Annotated in this window: 13 protein-coding genes and 1 pseudogene; 8 read left to right on the top strand and 6 right to left on the bottom strand. The window is 62.3% G+C overall.

Translation table 11 applies throughout. The annotated features are described in order from the left end of the window. Positions 1 to 544: 544 nt before the first annotated feature. The 3 genes and pseudogenes from H7A87_RS00315 to H7A87_RS00305 form a co-directional block, all read left to right on the top strand. A pseudogene (locus tag H7A87_RS00315) lies at positions 545 to 742 on the top strand (hypothetical protein); the annotation flags it as partial. Positions 743 to 1256: 514 nt separating this feature from the next. Then, positions 1257 to 2813, top strand: a complete 1557-nt coding sequence (locus H7A87_RS00310) for an AAA family ATPase (RefSeq protein WP_119127197.1) — start codon at positions 1257 to 1259, stop codon at positions 2811 to 2813. Then, positions 2800 to 3660: an HNH endonuclease signature motif containing protein gene (locus H7A87_RS00305; protein WP_119127196.1), complete on the top strand. Its 861-nt coding sequence runs from the start codon at positions 2800 to 2802 to the stop codon at positions 3658 to 3660. The genes H7A87_RS00310 and H7A87_RS00305 overlap by 14 nt, the downstream gene beginning before the upstream one ends. A 293-nt stretch (positions 3661 to 3953) precedes the next feature. On the opposite strand, the gene H7A87_RS00300 is transcribed toward H7A87_RS00305, so the two are convergent. Both H7A87_RS00300 and H7A87_RS00295 read right to left on the bottom strand, forming a co-directional pair. Then, positions 3954 to 4430 (bottom strand): hypothetical protein, encoded by a 477-nt coding sequence (locus H7A87_RS00300; protein ID WP_180496832.1) that lies wholly within the window; start codon positions 4428 to 4430, stop codon positions 3954 to 3956. Positions 4431 to 4908: 478 nt separating this feature from the next. After that, on the bottom strand, positions 4909 to 5352 hold the full coding sequence (locus H7A87_RS00295) for a helix-turn-helix domain-containing protein (protein WP_119127195.1): 444 nt from the start codon (positions 5350 to 5352) through the stop codon (positions 4909 to 4911). A gap of 111 nt (positions 5353 to 5463) precedes the next feature. On the opposite strand from H7A87_RS00295, the gene H7A87_RS00290 reads away from it, so the two are divergent. Further along, positions 5464 to 6690, top strand: coding sequence for an MFS transporter (locus H7A87_RS00290; protein ID WP_119127194.1), 1227 nt, complete (start codon positions 5464 to 5466; stop codon positions 6688 to 6690). 52 nt (positions 6691 to 6742) lie between these two features. Here the strand turns inward: H7A87_RS00290 and H7A87_RS00285 are convergent, their stop codons facing one another. Both H7A87_RS00285 and H7A87_RS00280 read right to left on the bottom strand, forming a co-directional pair. Further along, entirely contained in the window at positions 6743 to 7432 is a 690-nt protein-coding gene (locus H7A87_RS00285; RefSeq protein ID WP_119127193.1) for a glutathione S-transferase family protein, read from the bottom strand. Between the two features lie 181 nt (positions 7433 to 7613). Further along, complete coding sequence (locus tag H7A87_RS00280) at positions 7614 to 8366, bottom strand: SDR family oxidoreductase (RefSeq protein ID WP_039518017.1); 753 nt, start codon at positions 8364 to 8366, stop codon at positions 7614 to 7616. 135 nt (positions 8367 to 8501) lie between these two features. On the opposite strand from H7A87_RS00280, the gene H7A87_RS00275 reads away from it, so the two are divergent. The 3 genes from H7A87_RS00275 to H7A87_RS00265 all read left to right on the top strand — a co-directional run bounded on the left by H7A87_RS00275 (position 8502) and on the right by H7A87_RS00265 (position 13991). Continuing rightward, the gene (locus H7A87_RS00275; RefSeq protein ID WP_104585934.1) at positions 8502 to 9389 is read left to right on the top strand and encodes a LysR family transcriptional regulator; all 888 of its coding nucleotides are present in this window, start codon (positions 8502 to 8504) and stop codon (positions 9387 to 9389) included. Positions 9390 to 9561: 172 nt separating this feature from the next. After that, entirely contained in the window at positions 9562 to 11643 is a 2082-nt protein-coding gene (locus H7A87_RS00270; protein WP_119127192.1) for a M13 family metallopeptidase, read from the top strand. 266 nt (positions 11644 to 11909) lie between these two features. Continuing rightward, complete coding sequence (locus tag H7A87_RS00265) at positions 11910 to 13991, top strand: M13 family metallopeptidase (protein WP_119127191.1); 2082 nt, start codon at positions 11910 to 11912, stop codon at positions 13989 to 13991. Positions 13992 to 14138: 147 nt separating this feature from the next. Here the strand turns inward: H7A87_RS00265 and H7A87_RS00260 are convergent, their stop codons facing one another. Together H7A87_RS00260 and H7A87_RS00255 are read right to left on the bottom strand one after the other, a co-directional pair. Beyond that, complete coding sequence (locus H7A87_RS00260) at positions 14139 to 14846, bottom strand: hypothetical protein (protein ID WP_119127190.1); 708 nt, start codon at positions 14844 to 14846, stop codon at positions 14139 to 14141. A gap of 149 nt (positions 14847 to 14995) precedes the next feature. After that, on the bottom strand, positions 14996 to 15640 hold the full coding sequence (locus tag H7A87_RS00255; RefSeq protein ID WP_104650099.1) for a glutathione S-transferase family protein: 645 nt from the start codon (positions 15638 to 15640) through the stop codon (positions 14996 to 14998). Between the two features lie 503 nt (positions 15641 to 16143). Here H7A87_RS00255 and H7A87_RS00250 point away from each other — a divergent pair. Next, the gene (locus H7A87_RS00250) at positions 16144 to 17088 is read left to right on the top strand and encodes an ATP-grasp fold amidoligase family protein (RefSeq protein WP_232087989.1); all 945 of its coding nucleotides are present in this window, start codon (positions 16144 to 16146) and stop codon (positions 17086 to 17088) included. Positions 17089 to 17137: the final 49 nt, after the last annotated feature.

Genomic DNA, 17137 nt, shown 5'->3' with positions numbered 1-17137 from the left:
ACAGACAGATTTCAGAATTGTTTTCTCAAACAGCTCTGTATTAGCTGCACTCCGACATAGGCATCGCGTCGGCTGCACTTGTACAAAAAGTCCAGGCACAAAAAACCCACCGGTTTGACGGAGGTGGGTACCGCTGTCTGAGGAGTTTCTAGGCTCCTTGCAGCCGAGATTGCTACCTGTTTGGCGGTGTGTCAACTGGTAACTACTGCGTCATTACCGCCGCGCGTACATTCGAAAAAATTGCGTGCAAAGCCGCACATGTGGGCACCGGACATCGCTTCAACTTGACCCAACTCACCGCCACACGCACACTTCCGCTCGGAGCCTAGAAACTCCACACAGACAGCGGTACCCACCTCCGAGAATTTGGTGGGTTTTTTGTGCTCGGCCATCTGGCCTGGCACTGCTCGGCGTTCTTGTGCCGGGAGGGCGGCGAATACAACACCCGCAAGGGGAATAAGCCCGCCGGCTGTCTGCGGTTTCTAGCCTCCCGGCATCCCGCTGCGTTGTGCAGCGGGAGCTGCCTCACGGCAAGGAGAGCGGCATGCACGACGAACCCGGCTACTGGATGTCCGAAGGCACGCAATACCGTCTGCTACGCGTACGCGACCAACTACGCCTGCTGATCACCTTGGCTGCACCGCGCGCTCGCGAAGAAGGCGCCATGGGTATGCCCGCCATTCCACTCCAGCAGTGGGCGCACTGCCTTCAGCACCTGGCCGAACAGGTAGACGATGTGCTGGAGCATTTGGGTGATTTGCGTAGGGACATCGATACGTGCGAAAGGCACTGCATGCACAGGTGCGCCCGGCACGAAGCAGGCTGAAGCACCCGCCCTTGCAACGCGTGGGCTAGGATCAGCGCAAAAGGGGGAACACCGTGGACAGGATCACCACAGCGCGCTGCGGGGCGCTGACGTTGGCCGCGCTGTGCATACTTGCATGCGCATACTTCGCACCCGCACAAAGCATAAGCTGGGCCACGGGCAAGGCCACGCGCACTTACGTCCCGCCAATGGGGCAGCCGCACGATTTCATGGCAAATGGCACCAGGCTATTCAATTGTAAGCAATACCGTAGTACCCACATCCGGTGATGGTGCGTTATTGCTTAGCCTATAAAACTTTACGCGAGGGAGCGCAGCAGCTAAGTAGCAGGGACGCGTCAGATGCCAACCCTCTGTTACTTGACTAGATAAAAGATGGCACTCTCCCATGCCCCCCTTTCAAGACATCGCAAAACTTGCAGGTAGCGCCTATGATTAAAATTAAAGTGATCCCCCGAACTACCAGCTATCCAACATCGACAAATGATGAATTTTACCTAAAAATTGATAACTGGAACGATTATTCTTTTGTAACTCTCTTCGATGTATTTTATCGAGAATCCAAAGGAGAAATACACGAAATTGGCCAAATAAAAATTGGTTTTCGGGGGCAAACCATTGATAAACCCACACATTCAGCACTTCCCTCTACTTTTGAAGTCCTAGATGATCAATTTTTCTCAGTTGGTCAAGACGTAGAGTTTTACACAAAAGCACGCGCCCTACTTGGAGATAAGTTGCACAGATTCTTGAGCGCACTGCGTGATATTTCGCTAAACCCTAGTGTCATTGAAAGCATTACGGACGAACCTGTTTTCAATACTTCGCTTTTAAGATACGTAAGCATAAAAACAATTAGTAGCCAGTTTTCCCGTGTTATCCAAGGCTACCCACCACTTACGGATTACCAATTCTCTTACACACATGCACCACAGAAAGGCTTCGACGAAGTCAAGATAAGAGTAAATGTAAAAGAATCATCTACGCCAAGCACTAACATTCACGCATTAATTGGTCGAAACGGTGTTGGAAAAACAACTATTTTGCACGGAATTTTTGATGCAATTATTTCCGCCAATAGCTTGAATCATATAAATGACGAATCGGCGTGGCATTCTCCCGTCATAGGAGACGATTATTTTAGCAGTGTAGTATCTGTGTCCTTTAGTGCATTTGATCCTTTCGACCCACCCCAAGATCAACCCAATCCAGCTAATGGCATACGTCACTTTTACATTGGACTGAAGGATCCAGATAATCAGGGCAGACTTAAGACGATTCGGGAACTTCACAGTGAATGCATTAACTCGCTTAAAGCATGCTTTATCAACGATAACAAAGCTCACCGATGGCTAAGTGCAATTGAAAAATTAAATTTCGACGAAGTATTTGCCTTGATGGGGCTGACGAAACTTCCAGAGTTCTTTAAAGAGCAGAGAGGACAGGACCCATCTCTGCAAAAATTCGAAATTGCCCTAATGAATTTATTATCTAAAATGAGTTCTGGCCACTCAATCGTTTTCTTGACGATAACGCGATTAGTAGCCACTGTTGAGGAAAAAACTTTAGTACTTATAGATGAACCAGAAAGTCATCTGCACCCGCCCCTCTTGTCAGCTTTTATAAGAGCTCTTTCTGAGCTTCTGCACGACAGAAATGGTGTTTCAGTCATTGCCACGCATTCCCCAGTCGTCCTGCAAGAAATTCCCAAAAGTTGTGTATCAAAAATATACAGATATGAGAACAGCATCACTTGCACCAGACCCACTATAGAAACATTTGGTGAAAACGTAGGACTTCTGACTGCTGAAGTTTTTGGACTCGAACTATTACAATCGGGATTTCATGCCTTGCTCAGTCAATCAGTTAAAAGCGGTAAGAATTTTGATGAAATACTTGAAGTTTACGGTGGGCAGCTGGGCTTTGAAGCACGAATGGTGTTAGGAACCTTGATAGCAAATCGGGGGATGGCAAATGCTGAAGATTGACAAACCACTGCACTCGTTTGAGTCTTCAATCACCGAGTGCATTAAAGGCATTACGGGCAACTCCCTACTGGCAGAAAATATTTTGCTTCATATGGAAGGTTTAGTTGAGGCAAGTAATTTTTATGTAAACGCAAGCAGTGACGGGACTTTGTACCTAGTTCCGCCATTGGACCAAGCGGCTGCAGACCCAACTGTTGTGGGGGCGGTAAAAAAAACAGATTTAGTTAAATTGTACGATCAGTATTTTGCAAAACAAGGCAAGCCAGCTAGGAAGATATATACAGACATACTTGTGGGGGCAAAGGAAAAATGCCCTTACTGCGGCGGATTAGGAAGGCCAAAAAACTTAGATCACTATTTGCCGAAGTCTCACTTCCCTCAATTCTCAGTCTTGCCGATTAATTTGATACCAGCCTGCCGCGATTGCAACATGGACGGTAAAGCAAGCAATTTCGCCACCATTGCAGAAAAGCAAATTATCCAACCTTACTGCGACCGAGAGAACTTTTTTAAGGACCAGTGGATATTTTCTGAATTAAATGGATCAATTGACGACCCTACAATTGAGATTAGTTTTTTTGCAAGGCCGCCAGATACGTGGAACAACTCTGATAAAGAGAGAGCAAGGAACCATTTTATCAGCTTCGATCTGGCTTCCCGCTATTCAATTAAGGCAGCTGCGCATAGAAGCACGATTGTTGATCAGATTCGGACAATGGAAGCTGAGGGGATATCCGCATCGCTCATTAATAAAATTCTGTTGGAGCCGGGTATACGCCAAGCGCCTTTCATAAATCATTGGCAACGCGGTTTTTATCAGGCCCTGTCTCACACCCTCATTAAGTGACGCGAATTAAATCTTCCTAATTAAAAATAGCCCCGAGTAAAGCGGACGTGTACCTGGTTGCGATTCGCAGTGCGGACTAGCGCACTTATGCCCGGCTTGGCTAGTTGGTACTATTAAGACGGGGATCGCCATGGCATCTTCGACACCTGCTCGGCGGTTCGCACCGCCGAGCCAGTTATGATGCCGTATGGGGGGTTTCCGCAGCCGTACCTTGACACGGCGCGCGTGCTCAGCGGGCAGTTGTTTGATCACTGAGGCGCGAATCGCACCGCTAGAGGACGCGCGGGCGGCGCCTAGTCGCCTTCTGCCTGAAGTCGAAACACCCTGCCGCCCTGTTCCGTCTCTTCGCCAAAGGTGACTGTGACCGTCGCTCCTCCATTAATGGCCTTATGACGAAAGTACAGCTCGGCGCTATGCAGTCTCAGGCTGCTATCAAATGTGGTGCCGCTCGATAGGCAGGCCACCGAGTCCATTACCGTGGCGTCTGCAAGCTCTGTTTGCCCATGCTGCATCAGGTAGGCGCAGACGGCCTGCGCGGCGGGGTCGCCACCGTGCTCACACCGTTTGGCGTAAAGCGCCTGCTCTTGCGCATGCTTGAAGTTGGTTCCCCAGGAGGTGTGGAACGCAAAACTGCGTGTCTGGCCCGGCTGTACTGCACTGACAAAGGCGCGCAAGACCCCGCATAACTCAGCGGCAGGGGCTGCGTGGGCGGTTGCCAACGCCGACAGCAGAATCGAAGGCGCCGCAACATAGAGAAAGAAGACGCGCATGGCGCTCTGCTGAAAGAAGACCTGCGCAGTATTGGCTCAGCCGCATTGCGCCGCAACGTCGGTCCGCGCTGGAGGCGGGGTAGGGATGCGCATGCGCCAGGTGGCTGCGGCGCGGCGAAGGCATCCACCCATCCTCGCCGCTTCGATGCCCAGGGCCCATGCGCAGCCTGCCAGATGAGCGGTGGCGGCTACTCGGAGCTTCCTATACAGGTGGAAATCGCCTGGCTCGCACTAACATCGAAGTAATCACGCCAGGCAACACGTTAGACGAGATTTTTGCCTCTATGTGCTCCTGCCGCTTTTCGCGCTAGGCGCCGCTTAGGGGCTTCGCGGTGGGGGGAAAGTGCAGGAGCGTCGCAGCGGGCAAGGTCTCATCATCCATATCCCCGGTCCGCCACAAGACAGCCTTGAAAGGGAAAACGCAGCCCATGGGCTGCGCTTTTTGTCGTAGGCTGATCGTAGCTAGGCGTATTTCGCCTTACTTCACTTTCCGCACTTCGGTCGCGGCAGGCAACAGCACCGAACCATCGTTGGCCTGTGGCGCCATGCGCGCAATCGGCTTGCGCGTACGCTTGTCGATCAGCACCGAATGGCGTTCGCCAGGTGCAAACAGGTGCTGCTCACCCCACTGGCGCAGCGCTACCACTACGGAAAACAGGCTCTCGCCCTGCGGCGTCAGCACGTATTCCTGATAGGCCGTGCCATCCGAGGCATCCTGGGTTTCGAGAATGCCCTGCTCTACCAGCTTGCGAAGACGGTCAGACAGGATGTTGCGCGCCATGCCCAGGCTGCGCTGAAAGTCGCTGAAGCGGCGCGTGCCATCGAACGCATCGCGCACGATCAGCAGCGACCAGCGATCCCCGACCACATCGACGGCGCGCGCAACGGGACAGGGTTCGTCGTTGATAAGACGGCGCGGCATGACTTCTCCAGACAGATAGCAACAACCAGAATTTCTGGTTGCATTTTAAAACTACGTGCCCTAGCCTTCAATGAGTTTTGTTTTGAAACCAGATTGCATGGATTGTGGCGCATGAAGTCATCCCGAACAGCCGATATGCCGCGCGGCCTGGTGCTGCTGTTTGCCGCCGCCAGTGGCGTGAGCGTGGCGAATGTGTACTACGCCCAACCCCTGCTGGATGCGCTGGCCCGCGACTTCGACATCAGTCATGCCGCCGTGGGAGGCGTGGTGACGGCCACCCAGATCGGCTGCGCCCTGGCCCTGCTGTTGCTGGTGCCACTGGGGGATCGGGTAGATCGTCGCCGATTGATGGCGGTGCAACTGCTGGGCCTGGTGGTGGCATTGGCGACGGTCGGCATGGCGCAGTCTGCATCTGTCCTGCTGGCGGGCATGCTGGCGGTGGGGCTGCTGGGCACGGCGATGACCCAGGGGCTGATCGCCTATGCGGCCAGTGCTGCCGCGCCCCATGCGCAAGGGCGGGTTGTCGGGACGGCGCAGAGTGGCGTGTTCATCGGTCTGCTGCTCGCGCGCGTGTTCGCAGGGGGCGTCAGCGATCTGGCGGGCTGGCGCGGCGTGTACTTCTGCGCCGCCGGGCTGATGCTGGTGATCGCGCTGCCGCTGTGGCGGCGGCTGCCAGCCTTGCCGTTGGCAGCCAATCCCATGCCTTACCCGCGTCTGATCGCCTCCATGCTGACGCTGCTGCGGGAAGAAAAGGTGCTGCAAGTGCGCGGCATGCTGGCGCTGTTGATGTTTGCCGCGTTCAACATTTTCTGGAGCGCGCTGGTGCTTCCGTTAAGCGCGCCGCCGTACAGCTTTTCGCACACCGTCATCGGTGCATTTGGCTTGGTCGGTGTGGTGGGCGCCTTGGCGGCCGCGTGTGCCGGGCAGTGGGCCGACCGTGGCCATGCCCAGCGCACCAGCGCCGCGGCGCTGGCCGTATTGCTGCTGGCTTGGTGGCCGCTGTCGCTGATGGACTGGTCGTTGTGGGCGCTGGTGATCGGCATCGTGCTGCTCGACCTGGGTGGCCAGGCGCTCCATGTCACCAACCAGAGCCTGATCTTCCGCACGCGCCCCGAAGCCCACAGCCGGATGGTGGGCCTCTACATGCTGTTCTATGCGGTCGGCAGCGGGCTGGGTGCCATCGGCACCACCGTCACCTATGCCCATGCGGGCTGGCAAGGTGTGTGCCTGCTGGGCGCGCTGGTCAGTGCGCTTGGGCTGTTGTTCTGGTGGCTGACGCGGCGGGTGACTCCGCAGGCTGCGTCTCAGGCGTGGCAAGCCCTTGGCACTGAGGGCTAGTTGCTAGGGCAGGCATGCGACGCAGCTAGCCTTGCACGTTGGCATTGGCTGCTTACGCCGGCACACGCACCGCCTCTGCCAGCAAGGCGCGCTGCCTGTGCAGATGCTGCTGGAAGCGGCTGGCGTAGTCCTGCGCCACCGCGCCGATGACGCTGGGCCGCGCGGCCAGGGCGGCGCGCCATGCGCCGATGCGCGGCAGCCCTTCAAAGATGGGTGCACAGACATCGGCGGGCAGCAGGCCGAAGTAGCGCAGCAGCGGGGCGAACACCACATCGACCATGCCGAAGGTGGGGCCGGCGAAATACGGGCCCTGGCCCAGCGCCTGCTCGAGCTTTTGCAGCTTGCCGCGGAAGGCGGCGCTGGCGGTGTCGGCGCTGGCCTGGTCGCTGGCATTGAGGAACTGCCAGGCGTCGGCAAAGGTGGGCGCGGCAAACTCGATCCAGGCGCGTTGCTGCGCACGTTGCAGCGGGTCGCGCGGGTACAGGCTGGTGCTGCCGCTGGTCTCGTCGAGGTAGTCGCAGATCACCACGCTCTCGAACAGGGTGGCCACGCTGCCGTCCGGCTGGCCGATGCGCAGCAGCGGCACCTTGCCGGTGGGCGACAGGGCCAGGAACCAGTCCGGTTTGGCGTGCAGGTCGATGTCCACGCGCTCGAAGGCGACATCGTGTTCCAGCAGCACGATGGCGGCGCGCTGCACGAACGGGCACAGCGGGTGGCTGATCAGGGTAAGGGTGTTGGGCATGGGCAATGGCTCGCGTTGCAAAGGGATGGTGCCAGGGCAGGCGTTTTCTGCCGTGCCTGCATGGCAGAAAACGCCTGCGCGTCGCCATGCAACCGGTGCATGGCGATGCGCAGGCAAAGGTGGGTGCCGGCAGGGCGGCGATGCGCGCCGCCTGCCGGCGCCTGGCGGGGGGCCGCCAGGCTCAGCCGTTGAGCAGGCGCCCGCCGTCGACCACGATTTCCGAACCCACCGTCCAGCTGGATTCGTCCGAGGCCAGGTACAGCACGGCCTTGGCCACCTCTTCCGGGGTGCCGAAGCGGCCCATCGGGATGCTGGCGGCAATCTCCTCGTTGAGCTTTGCACGGTAGGCGTCGGGCACGCCGAGCTTGTCGTACAGGGGGGTTTCCACCGGGCCGGGGCTGACGGCGTTGACGCGGATGCCACGGCCCAGCAGCTCGCTGGACAGGGTCTTGGTCATGCTCAGGAAGGCGGCCTTGGTGGCGGCATACACCGACGAGCGGGCCATGCCGGCATGCACGTTGACGGAAGTGTTGAGCACCACCGAGGCGGGGTTGGCCAGCACCGGCAGCAGCGCCTGCAGCAGGAAGTACGGGCCCTTGACGTTGATGGCGAAGGAGGCGTCGAAGGCCTGCTCGGTCCACTCTTCGATCGGCACCCAGACCGAGACGCCAGCATTGAGGAAGACGACGTCCAGCTGGCCGTAATGGGCCTGCACCGCCTGCGCCAGCTCCTGCTGGGCGGCAACGCTGGCCGAGTCGGCGCGCAGCACCGGCACGTCGGGCCCCAGGATGGCCTGGGCCTTGGCGATGGAGTCGGGGTTGACGCCGGTGACGATGACGCGGGCGCCTTCGGCGAGGAACTGCTTGGCGGTTTCCAGGCCAATGCCGGTGGTGCCGCCGGTGATGAGGGTACGTTTGCCTGCAAGACGTGACATGGTGTGCTCCTGATGGTGCGGTGCCCGGCCGCCGTATGGCGGCCTTCGATGCGGCATCTTCGCCCCATGCGCCTGCTGCTATAAGATCCTGCGGGAACATAACCTTCATGCGCTTTGCGCATGAATCGAGGACGCATGGATCGGTTTCTGCTGATGACCTGCTTTGCCCGCGCGGTGGAGACGGGCAGCTTTTCCGCCGCCGGGCGCGACCTGGGGCTGGGCCAGCCCAATGTCAGCCGGCATGTGGCGGCGCTGGAGCAGCACCTGCAGACCCGGCTGCTCAACCGCTCCACCCGCAAGCTGGTGCTCACCCCGGAAGGCGAGCGCTATTACGCGGAGGTGCGCCGCATCCTGGATGCGGTGGGTGAGTCTGAAATGGCGCTGCGCGACGATGTGCAGCCGTCAGGGCTGCTGCGGGTGGCCTGCCCCACGGCGTTGTCGCACACCTTCGTGCTGCCGCTGGTGCCGGCGTTCTTGCAGCGGTTTCCGGCGCTGGAGCTGGACCTGCAGATCAACGACCGCTACGTGAACCTGCTCGACGAAGGCGCGGAGCTGGCCATCCGCATCGGCCACCTGGACAGCAGCGCGCTGCGCGCACGCCGCATCGGCGCGTTCACGCGGGTGACGGTGGCCAGCCGCGCCTACCTGGACAGGCGCGGGGTGCCGGCCGTGCCCGAGGACCTGCGCCACCACGACTGCGTGCTGTACACGCTGCTCAGCACCGGGGCGAGCTGGCGTTTCCGCGATACCGACGTGCCGGTGTCCGGCCGGTTCCGGGTCAACTCGCCCGAGGCCGCGCGCGCGGCGGTCAGCGCGGGGCTCGGCATCGGCCTGGGCCCGGCGTGGCTGTACGAGCAAGGCCTGGCCTCGGGCGAACTGCAGACCGTGCTGGATGCCTTTGCGCCGCCGCCGGCGCCGATGCAGATTGTCTACGCCGCCAACCGGTTGGTGCCCAAGCGCGCGCTGGTGTTCATGGATTTCATTGCCGAGGCGTTTGCGAAGATTCCGCAGCTCAATCGTTAGCGCCACCTGCGCTGCGGTGGTGCCGGCGCTGGTGCGCCGCCGGCGCTTCGCTTTCCTGCACGCATGTGCCGCTGCGGGCGCGGGAATGCTCAACTTTGTTCGCCCGCGCGCGGCCTGCGCGCAAGGCTCGCCTAAGCTCGCGGCACCTTCCCCATGCACGGCTGCCACGCCCATGTTGAGCAGACACGTTCTCGCGCTTGCCACCTTCATGGCATTGAGCGGTTGCAAGCAGGCCAGCGAGCAAGCGACCGCGCCCACCGCACCCACGCCTGCGGCGGCAGCCACTGCGGCGGCACCGGCACTGGATATCAACGAGCTGGATCGCGCTGCCGACGCCTGCCAGGATCTGAATGCCTTTGCCAACGGCAAGGCGCTGGCCAAGGGCATCCCCGACGACGAGGTGGGCATCGGCACCTCGTATGACGTCTACAACGCCAGCTATCGGGATCAGCACGCCATTGCAGAGGCCTTGCTGAAAACGCAGCCGGCCAGCGGCTCGGTGGAGCAGCTGGTCAGGACGTTCTACGCCTCGGGCATGGACGAGGCGGGCATCGAGCGCCTGGGCGCGGCGCCCATCCAGCCGCGGCTGGCGGCGATCGATGCCTTGAAGGATGCGGGCGACATTGCCGGCTTCATCACCCAGCGCCACGCCGAGGGCGCCAACGTGCTGTTCCAGTTCGTTGCCCAGCCCGACGCGCAGAGCGTGTCGAAGATGGTGGGCTATGCCCTGGTCGACGGCATGACGCTGCCCGCAAAAAATTATTATGTGGATGCGCAGTACGCTCCCATCCGCAAGGCCTACCTTGCGTACATCCAGCGCACGTTCGTCCTGGCCGGCGTGCCGGCCGAGCAAGCGGCCGTGCAGGCCGGGCAGGTGCTGCAGCTGGAAAGCCGCCTGGCCGCCGCACTGCTCACACCGGCCGAGCAGCGCGAGCCGAAGAACATGTACCACTGGCTCACCACCGCGCAGGCCAATGCGCTGACGCCGCACTTCGCCTGGGACCGCTTCATGGCCGCGCAGGGTGTCACCGGAGAAAGCGGCCTGGCGCTGTCGCAGCTGGCGTTCTTCAAGGCATTCGATGCGCAGTTGCAGCGCGCGCCGGTGGCGCAATGGAAGGCCTACCTGCGCTTCCGCACCATCGACGATGCGGCGCCGGCACTGAGCAAGCCATTCGCGCAGAACCACTTCGCGTTCCACTCCACAACGCTGGAGGGCCGGCAGGTGCAGCAGCCGCGCTGGAAACAGGTGATCACCACATTGAACCAGACGATCGCCGAGGCAATGGGCCAGCTGTATGTCGCCCAGAAATTTCCCCCGGCCTCCAAGCAGCAGGTGTTGGCGCTGGTGGAGAATGTGCGCGCCGCCATGAAGCTGCGCATCACGCACGCCGACTGGATGAGCGCTGCGACCAAGGCCAAGGCATTGGACAAGCTGGCCAACATGATGCCGAAGATCGGGTATCCGGACACCTGGCGGACGTGGTCGGGCCTGCAGCTGGCCCCCGGCACCTACCTGCAGAACATCGAACGGGCGGCGGCGTTCAATCACCGCGCCGAGATGGCCAAGGTCGGCAAGCCGGTGGACCGCAAGAGCTGGGGCGATGTGGCGCCGCAGACCGTGAACGCCTTCTACGCACCAAGCGAAAACAGCATCTACTTTCCCGCGGTGATCCTGCAGCCGCCGCTGTTTGCGGCAACGGCCGACGATGGCCTCAACTATGGCGGAATCGGCGGGTTCATCGGCCACGAGATCAGCCACGGCTTCGATGACGAGGGCAGCCAGTTCGATGCCATCGGTGCCAACCGGAACTGGTGGCTGCCGGCGGACCGGGTGGCCTTCGAGGCGCGCACCGACAAGATCAAGCAACTGGTGGGCCGCTACGTGCCGCTCAAGAGCAGGCCGGACCTGCACGTCAACGGGCAGCTGGTGCTGGGCGAAAGCATCGCCGACTTCACCGGGGTCACCATCGCCTACGACGCGCTGATGCTGGATCTGCAACAACACCCCCAGCGCAATGTCGCCGTGGACGGCTACACGCCCCAGCAACGCTTCTTCATCAACTGGGCCCGGCTGTATCGCAATGCGCGCCGGGAAGAAGTGCAGGTGAAGGCGCTCAACGCCGACCCGCACCCGCCCAGCGTGGTACGCGTCAACGCCGGGCCGTCCAACATGCCGCAGTACGCCAAGGCGTTCTCGTGCAAGGCCGGCGATGCGATGGTGCGCTCCGATCAGGAGCGTGCGCAGGTCTGGTGAGGCAGGCGTTTTGCCGCGTGGCGGGTTGGTGGCCGTGGATGCATGGATGGCATTGCAGCGGCCTGTGCGAACAGTCTGCAGCGCATGGCGGCGTCGCGTTCTTGATGCCGGCCGTGATGCGGTGCTGTGACGGCACCACTTCGTTTTTGCGCATACTGGCCGCTGATCGCGTTGGGGGAATGCTCAACTTTGTTCGTCTGCGCGCAGCCTGCGCGCAAGGCTCGCCTAAGCTCGCGGCACTCCCCCAATGTACGGCTGCCACGACCATGTTGAGCAGGAACCTTCTCGCGCTTGCGGCCTTCATGGCATTGAGCGGTTGCAAGCAGGCCAGCGAGCAGGCAACTGCCCCCATTGCACCCACGCCTGCGGCGACGGCCACCGCAGCGGCACCAGCGCTGGATATCAACGAACTGGATCCCGCTGCCGACCCCTGCCAGGATCTGAATGCCTTTGCCAACGGCAAGGCGCTTGCCAGAGGCATCCCTGACGACGAGGTTGGCATTGGTACCTCGTTTGATTTCTACAACCGCGCCTATCGGGATCAGCACGCCATTGCAGAGGCGTTGCTGCAGTCGCAGCCGACAGCCGGTTCGATCGAGCAGCTGGTCAGGACGTTCTACGCCTCGGGCATGGACGAGGCGGGCATCGAGCGCCTGGGCGCGGCGCCGATCCGGCAACGGCTCGCCGAGATCGATGCGCTGAAGGATGCGCGCGCCATTGCCGGCTTCATTACCCAACGTCATGCCCAAGGCGCCACGGTGCTGTTTCAGTTTGTTGCGCATCCGGATGAAAAGGACGTTTCGACGATGGTGGCCTATGCCAACATCGAAGGCATGACGCTCCCCTCCAAGGATTACTATGCCGATGCGCAATATGCCGGCATTCGCAAAGCCTACCTGGCGTATATCGCGCGGTCGTTCGTGCTGGCGGGAACATCGGCCGCACAGGCATCGGTGCAGGCAGCGCAGGTGCTGCAACTGGAAAGCCGCCTGGCCGCCGCGCTGCTGACGCCGGCCCAGATGCGCGAGCCCAGCAACACCTACCACTGGCTCACCACGGCACAGGCCAATGCGCTGACGCCGCATTTTGCCTGGGATCGCTTCATGGCCGCGCAAGGTGTCGAAGGGGAAAGCGGCCTGGCGCTGTCGCAGCTGGCGTTCTTCAAGGCATTCGATGCGCAGTTGCAGCGCGCGACGGTGGCGCAGTGGAAAGCCTACCTGCGCTTCCGCGCCATCGACGATGCGGCACCGGCCCTGAGCAAGCCGTTCGTGGAGAACCATTTCGCGTTTTACGCCAAGACGCTGGAGGGCCGGCAGGTGCAGCCGCCACGCTGGAAGCGGGTGATCGATGCGTTGAACACGACGATCGCCGAGGCGATGGGCCAGCTCTATGTGGCCCGCCACTTCTCTCCTGCCTCCAAGCAGCAGGCGCTGGCGCTGGTGGAAAACGTGCGTGCCGCCATGAAGCTGCGCATCACGCATGCCGACTGGCTGAGCGCTCCGACTAAGGCCAAGGCATTGGACAAGCTAGCCAACATCGTTCCCAAGATCGGGTATCCGGACCGGTGGCAGGATTGGTCGGGCTTGCGGCTGGAAGAGGGCGCCTATCTCGGCAATATCGAACGTGCGACCGCTTTCAACCACCGCGCCGACATGGCCAGGATCGGCAAGCCGGCCGATCGGATGAGCTGGGACGATGTGGCGCCGCAGACCGTAAATGCCTTCTACGCGCCGCGCCAGAACAGCATCTTCTTTCCTGCGGTGATCCTGCAGCCGCTGTTGTTCAGTGCCACTGCCGACGATGGCCTCAACTATGGCGGGATCGGCACCATGATCGGTCACGAGATCAGCCATGCCTTCGATGACGAGGGCAGGCAATTCGATGCCATCGGCGCCACACGCAATTGGTGGTTGCCCGCGGATGTTGCCGCGTTCGACACCCGCACCGACAGGATCAAGCAGCAGATGAGCAGCTACGTGCCGCTCAAGAACCGCCCGAACCTGCACGTCAACGGGCAGCTGGTGCTGGGCGAGAGCATCGCCGACTTCACCGGGGTCGGCACCGCCTACGATGCGTTGATGCTGGATCTGCAACAGCACCCCGAGCGCAACGTCGCCATCGATGGGTATACGCCCGAGCAGCGCTTCTTCATCAACTGGGCCCGGAAGCACCGCAGTGCGCGCCGGGAAGAAGCACAGGTGAAGGCGCTCAACGCCGACCCGCATCCGCCCAGCGTGGTACGCGTCAACGCCGGGCCGTCCAACATGCCGCAGTACGCCAAGGCGTTCTCGTGCAAGGCCGGCGATGCGATGGTGCGCTCCGATCAGGAGCGTGCACAGGTCTGGTGAGGCGGGCGTTGGGCGGTGCGGCGGCCGCGCAGGCCGCCGTGCTGCGTTGACGGCCTGCCGGGCCGTGCCCGGTGAGGCGCCGGGCTGCTGCAGCTGCGCCGGCGGTGCCTCCTGCACGGCCGTGCATTCGGGCCGCGCATTGCACGCTTAGTCGAGCGGTCTGGGCGCCGGGCGCTGGTAGTTGGAAAACGTCTTGTAGAGCGCTGCGGCGCGCTCGTCGGCAACGGCGTTTTCGACACCGCTGAGCCCTTTCGCCGCGATGGCGCGCGCGGCTTTGCCATCACCCAGCAGGTACGCCAGGCGCAGGTAGGCCAGGCTGTCGACCAGGTTCTTGTGCTGCGTGTCGCTGGCGTACACCTCCGACAGGCCGTAGTAGGCATACAGGTTGCCGGCCAGTGCGGCCCGCCGCAGGATGCCGATGCCGGCGGAGAAGCGGCCGGCAACTGCGGTCTTGATGCCGTAGACCACCGTGGCGGCCTGGTTGCCTGCCTGCGACGCTGCCTTGAGCTGGTCCAAGTGCAAGGTATCCAGGCGTGCGCGCTCACTCTCGGTGGGGTAGCCGTGGGTGAGCAGCCACTGTGCTTCTGCCTCGGAGTCGGCCACCAATGGCCCACTGGCCTTGCACGCGCCCGGACCCTGCGGGCACAGGTAGCGCCGTGCCTGCTGGCTCACGCCCTGGGTGAGGGCGGTTGTTCGATCCGGCGACGGCGCTGCTGCGCCGGGGCCTGCCGTGGCTGCGGCCGCTGCAGGCGCAGCCGCTGACGCTTGGTCGGTAGGCGCTGGCCGGCCTGTGTCTGTGCAGGCGGCGAGCGCACTGCACAGGGCGGCCAAGGCCAGGACGTGGGTTGTGCGCATGGGTCACTCCATTCCGTTGAAGACGGCGGCATGGTGCGCGATGTCGGCGCGCCATGCGACTGCGGCCTGTGCCTGGGCCTGTGGGCATGGGAAGCCGACACTGCCCCGAGGGGAGCGGGCAGCGAGCTCCCTGCCGTTGGCCCCCTCGCTCAGGCACCTGCGCCGTTGATCGCCCACTGCGCCGCAAAGGCGCGTTGGTAGGCCGGGCGGCGTTCGGCGCGGGCGACATAGGCCAGCAGTTCGGGGAAGGCGTCCAGCAGGCCGAAGTGCCCGATGCGCAGCAGCACCGACGCCATCAGCAGGTCGCCGACGCTGAAGTCGCCATCGAGCCAGGCGTTGCTGCCCAGGTGCGCGGTGAGGTGCTGCAGGCGCCGGCGGATGCGCTTTTGCAGCAGCGGCATGCGCTCTGCGGTCCAGGGTTTGTCCGCTTCCAGCAGCGTGGCGGTGGCCAGCTCCAGGCTGGGCGGCTCCACCGTGTTGAGCGCGGCAAACATCCAGGCGATGGCGCGGGCGCGGGCGTTGGGGTCGGCCGGCAGCAGGCCGGGATAACGCTCGGCGATGTGCAGGACGATGGCGCCGGTTTCGAACAGCACCAGCGCGCCCTGTTCGAAGGTGGGGATCTGGCCGAACGGGTGCAGGGCCAGATGCGCGGGTTGCTTCAGCGCGGCGAAGGGCAGCCGCCGCACCTGGTAGGGCTGGCCCACCTCTTCCAGCGCCCAGCGCACGCGCAGATCGCGCACCAGGCCCTTGCCGCCGTCGGGCGAGCGTTCGAAGGCGGTGATGGTGATGGTCATGCAGACGGCTCCGTTGAGGTGAGCGGGCTACGGTGCCGGTTGCCGCCGGTGCGTGCAAAGGGCGGACCGGGTCATGCCGCAGCCGGACCGGTGGCCGAAGGGTGCCACGCCCCGGCCTGGCCCGGGCCCAGCGGCGCAGCGGACCGGGCCATGCCCGGCGCCGGATCCCCTTGCGGCGCCGGCTTGCTGGCTGGAGGCGGCCGGCCGGGGCGCGAAAGCGACCTGATTCAGGCCGGCAGGCGGTTTGAGACAAATTGCTCCCCTGGTCTCGCCTTTTCCGTATATCGTGCGCTACGTCACAATAAAATGTGACTGGTGTCGCACTTTATTAGCGGATCAAGGATTTCCACATGACCGACAACATGCTGGCGCTCACCACGCCGTTGGTGGGCGGGCGCGGTGCGCCAGCGCAAGGATGGTTGACCATGCCGCCGCCGTTGATGGCCTCGTTCGACGAGCGCTGCGCGGCCCCGGCACCGCAGCTGCCCGCACCGGTCTCGGACATGCCGGGCCTCAGGCGCCTGCTGCGCAAAGGCGCGCGTGGCCTGCTGCGTACCCTGCCCTGGCGGCACCAGGACCGGCTGTATTACCTGCACACGTTCGGGCGGCTGCCGGACCTGTATGCGCCCAAGTGCTTCAACGAGAAGATCCTCTACCGCAAGTGCGTGCACGGCGATTACCCGCTGTACCAGCGGCTGGCGGACAAGTTTGCGGTGCGCCCGCATGTGGCGGCCAGGATCGGCGAGGCGCACCTGATCCCGCTGCTGCTGGACAGCACCGACCCGCAGGAGCTGTTGCGCCTGCCGCAGTGGCGGCAGACCGTGATCAAGGCCAACCATGGCGCGGCGATGGTGGAGGTGGTGCGCGAGGAGCCGGACGCGGTGCAGAAACGGCGCATCATCGAGCGCTGCGGCCAGTGGCTGCGCACCGACTTCTCCGACATGGTGCGCGAGATCCATTACCGCGATATTCCGCCGCGGATCCTGGTGGAGGAGTACATCGGCGATGCGCAGCAGGTGCCGGTGGACTACAAGTTCCACATGTTCCGCCAGGCCGACGGCAGTTTTCAGTATGTGCTGCAGGTGATCTATGGGCGCTTCGACACGCCCAAGCTGGCGATGACCTTCTTCGTGAACAACCTGCACACGGCCTTCCACCGCATCCGCGACGACGGGCGCACGCCACCCAGCCCGCCGGCGCTGCTGGAACAGGCGCTGGAACTGAGCAAGCGGCTGGCGGGCGATGTCGATTACGTGCGGGTGGACTGGTACATCCAGCGCGGGCAGATCTACTTCGGCGAGCTGACCTTCACCCCGGGTGCGGGGCTGGTCACCGGCCTGGACCGCGGGCTGGACCGGATGATGGGCGATATGTGGGTGCAGCGGCGGGCGCCGCTGGACCCGTCCTTTGCGACGGACGGCATCCGCATGCGGGTGCCGACGCGGTGAGGTGAGTACGGCCGCGGCACGCCACGCGGCTGCGGGTGAGGGAAACGTG

The sequence above is a fragment of the Xanthomonas sp. CPBF 426 genome (assembly GCF_903989465.1).
Taxonomy (GTDB): Bacteria; Pseudomonadota; Gammaproteobacteria; order Xanthomonadales; family Xanthomonadaceae; genus Xanthomonas; species Xanthomonas euroxanthea.
This window is presented reverse-complemented; position numbering and strand designations above follow the sequence as displayed.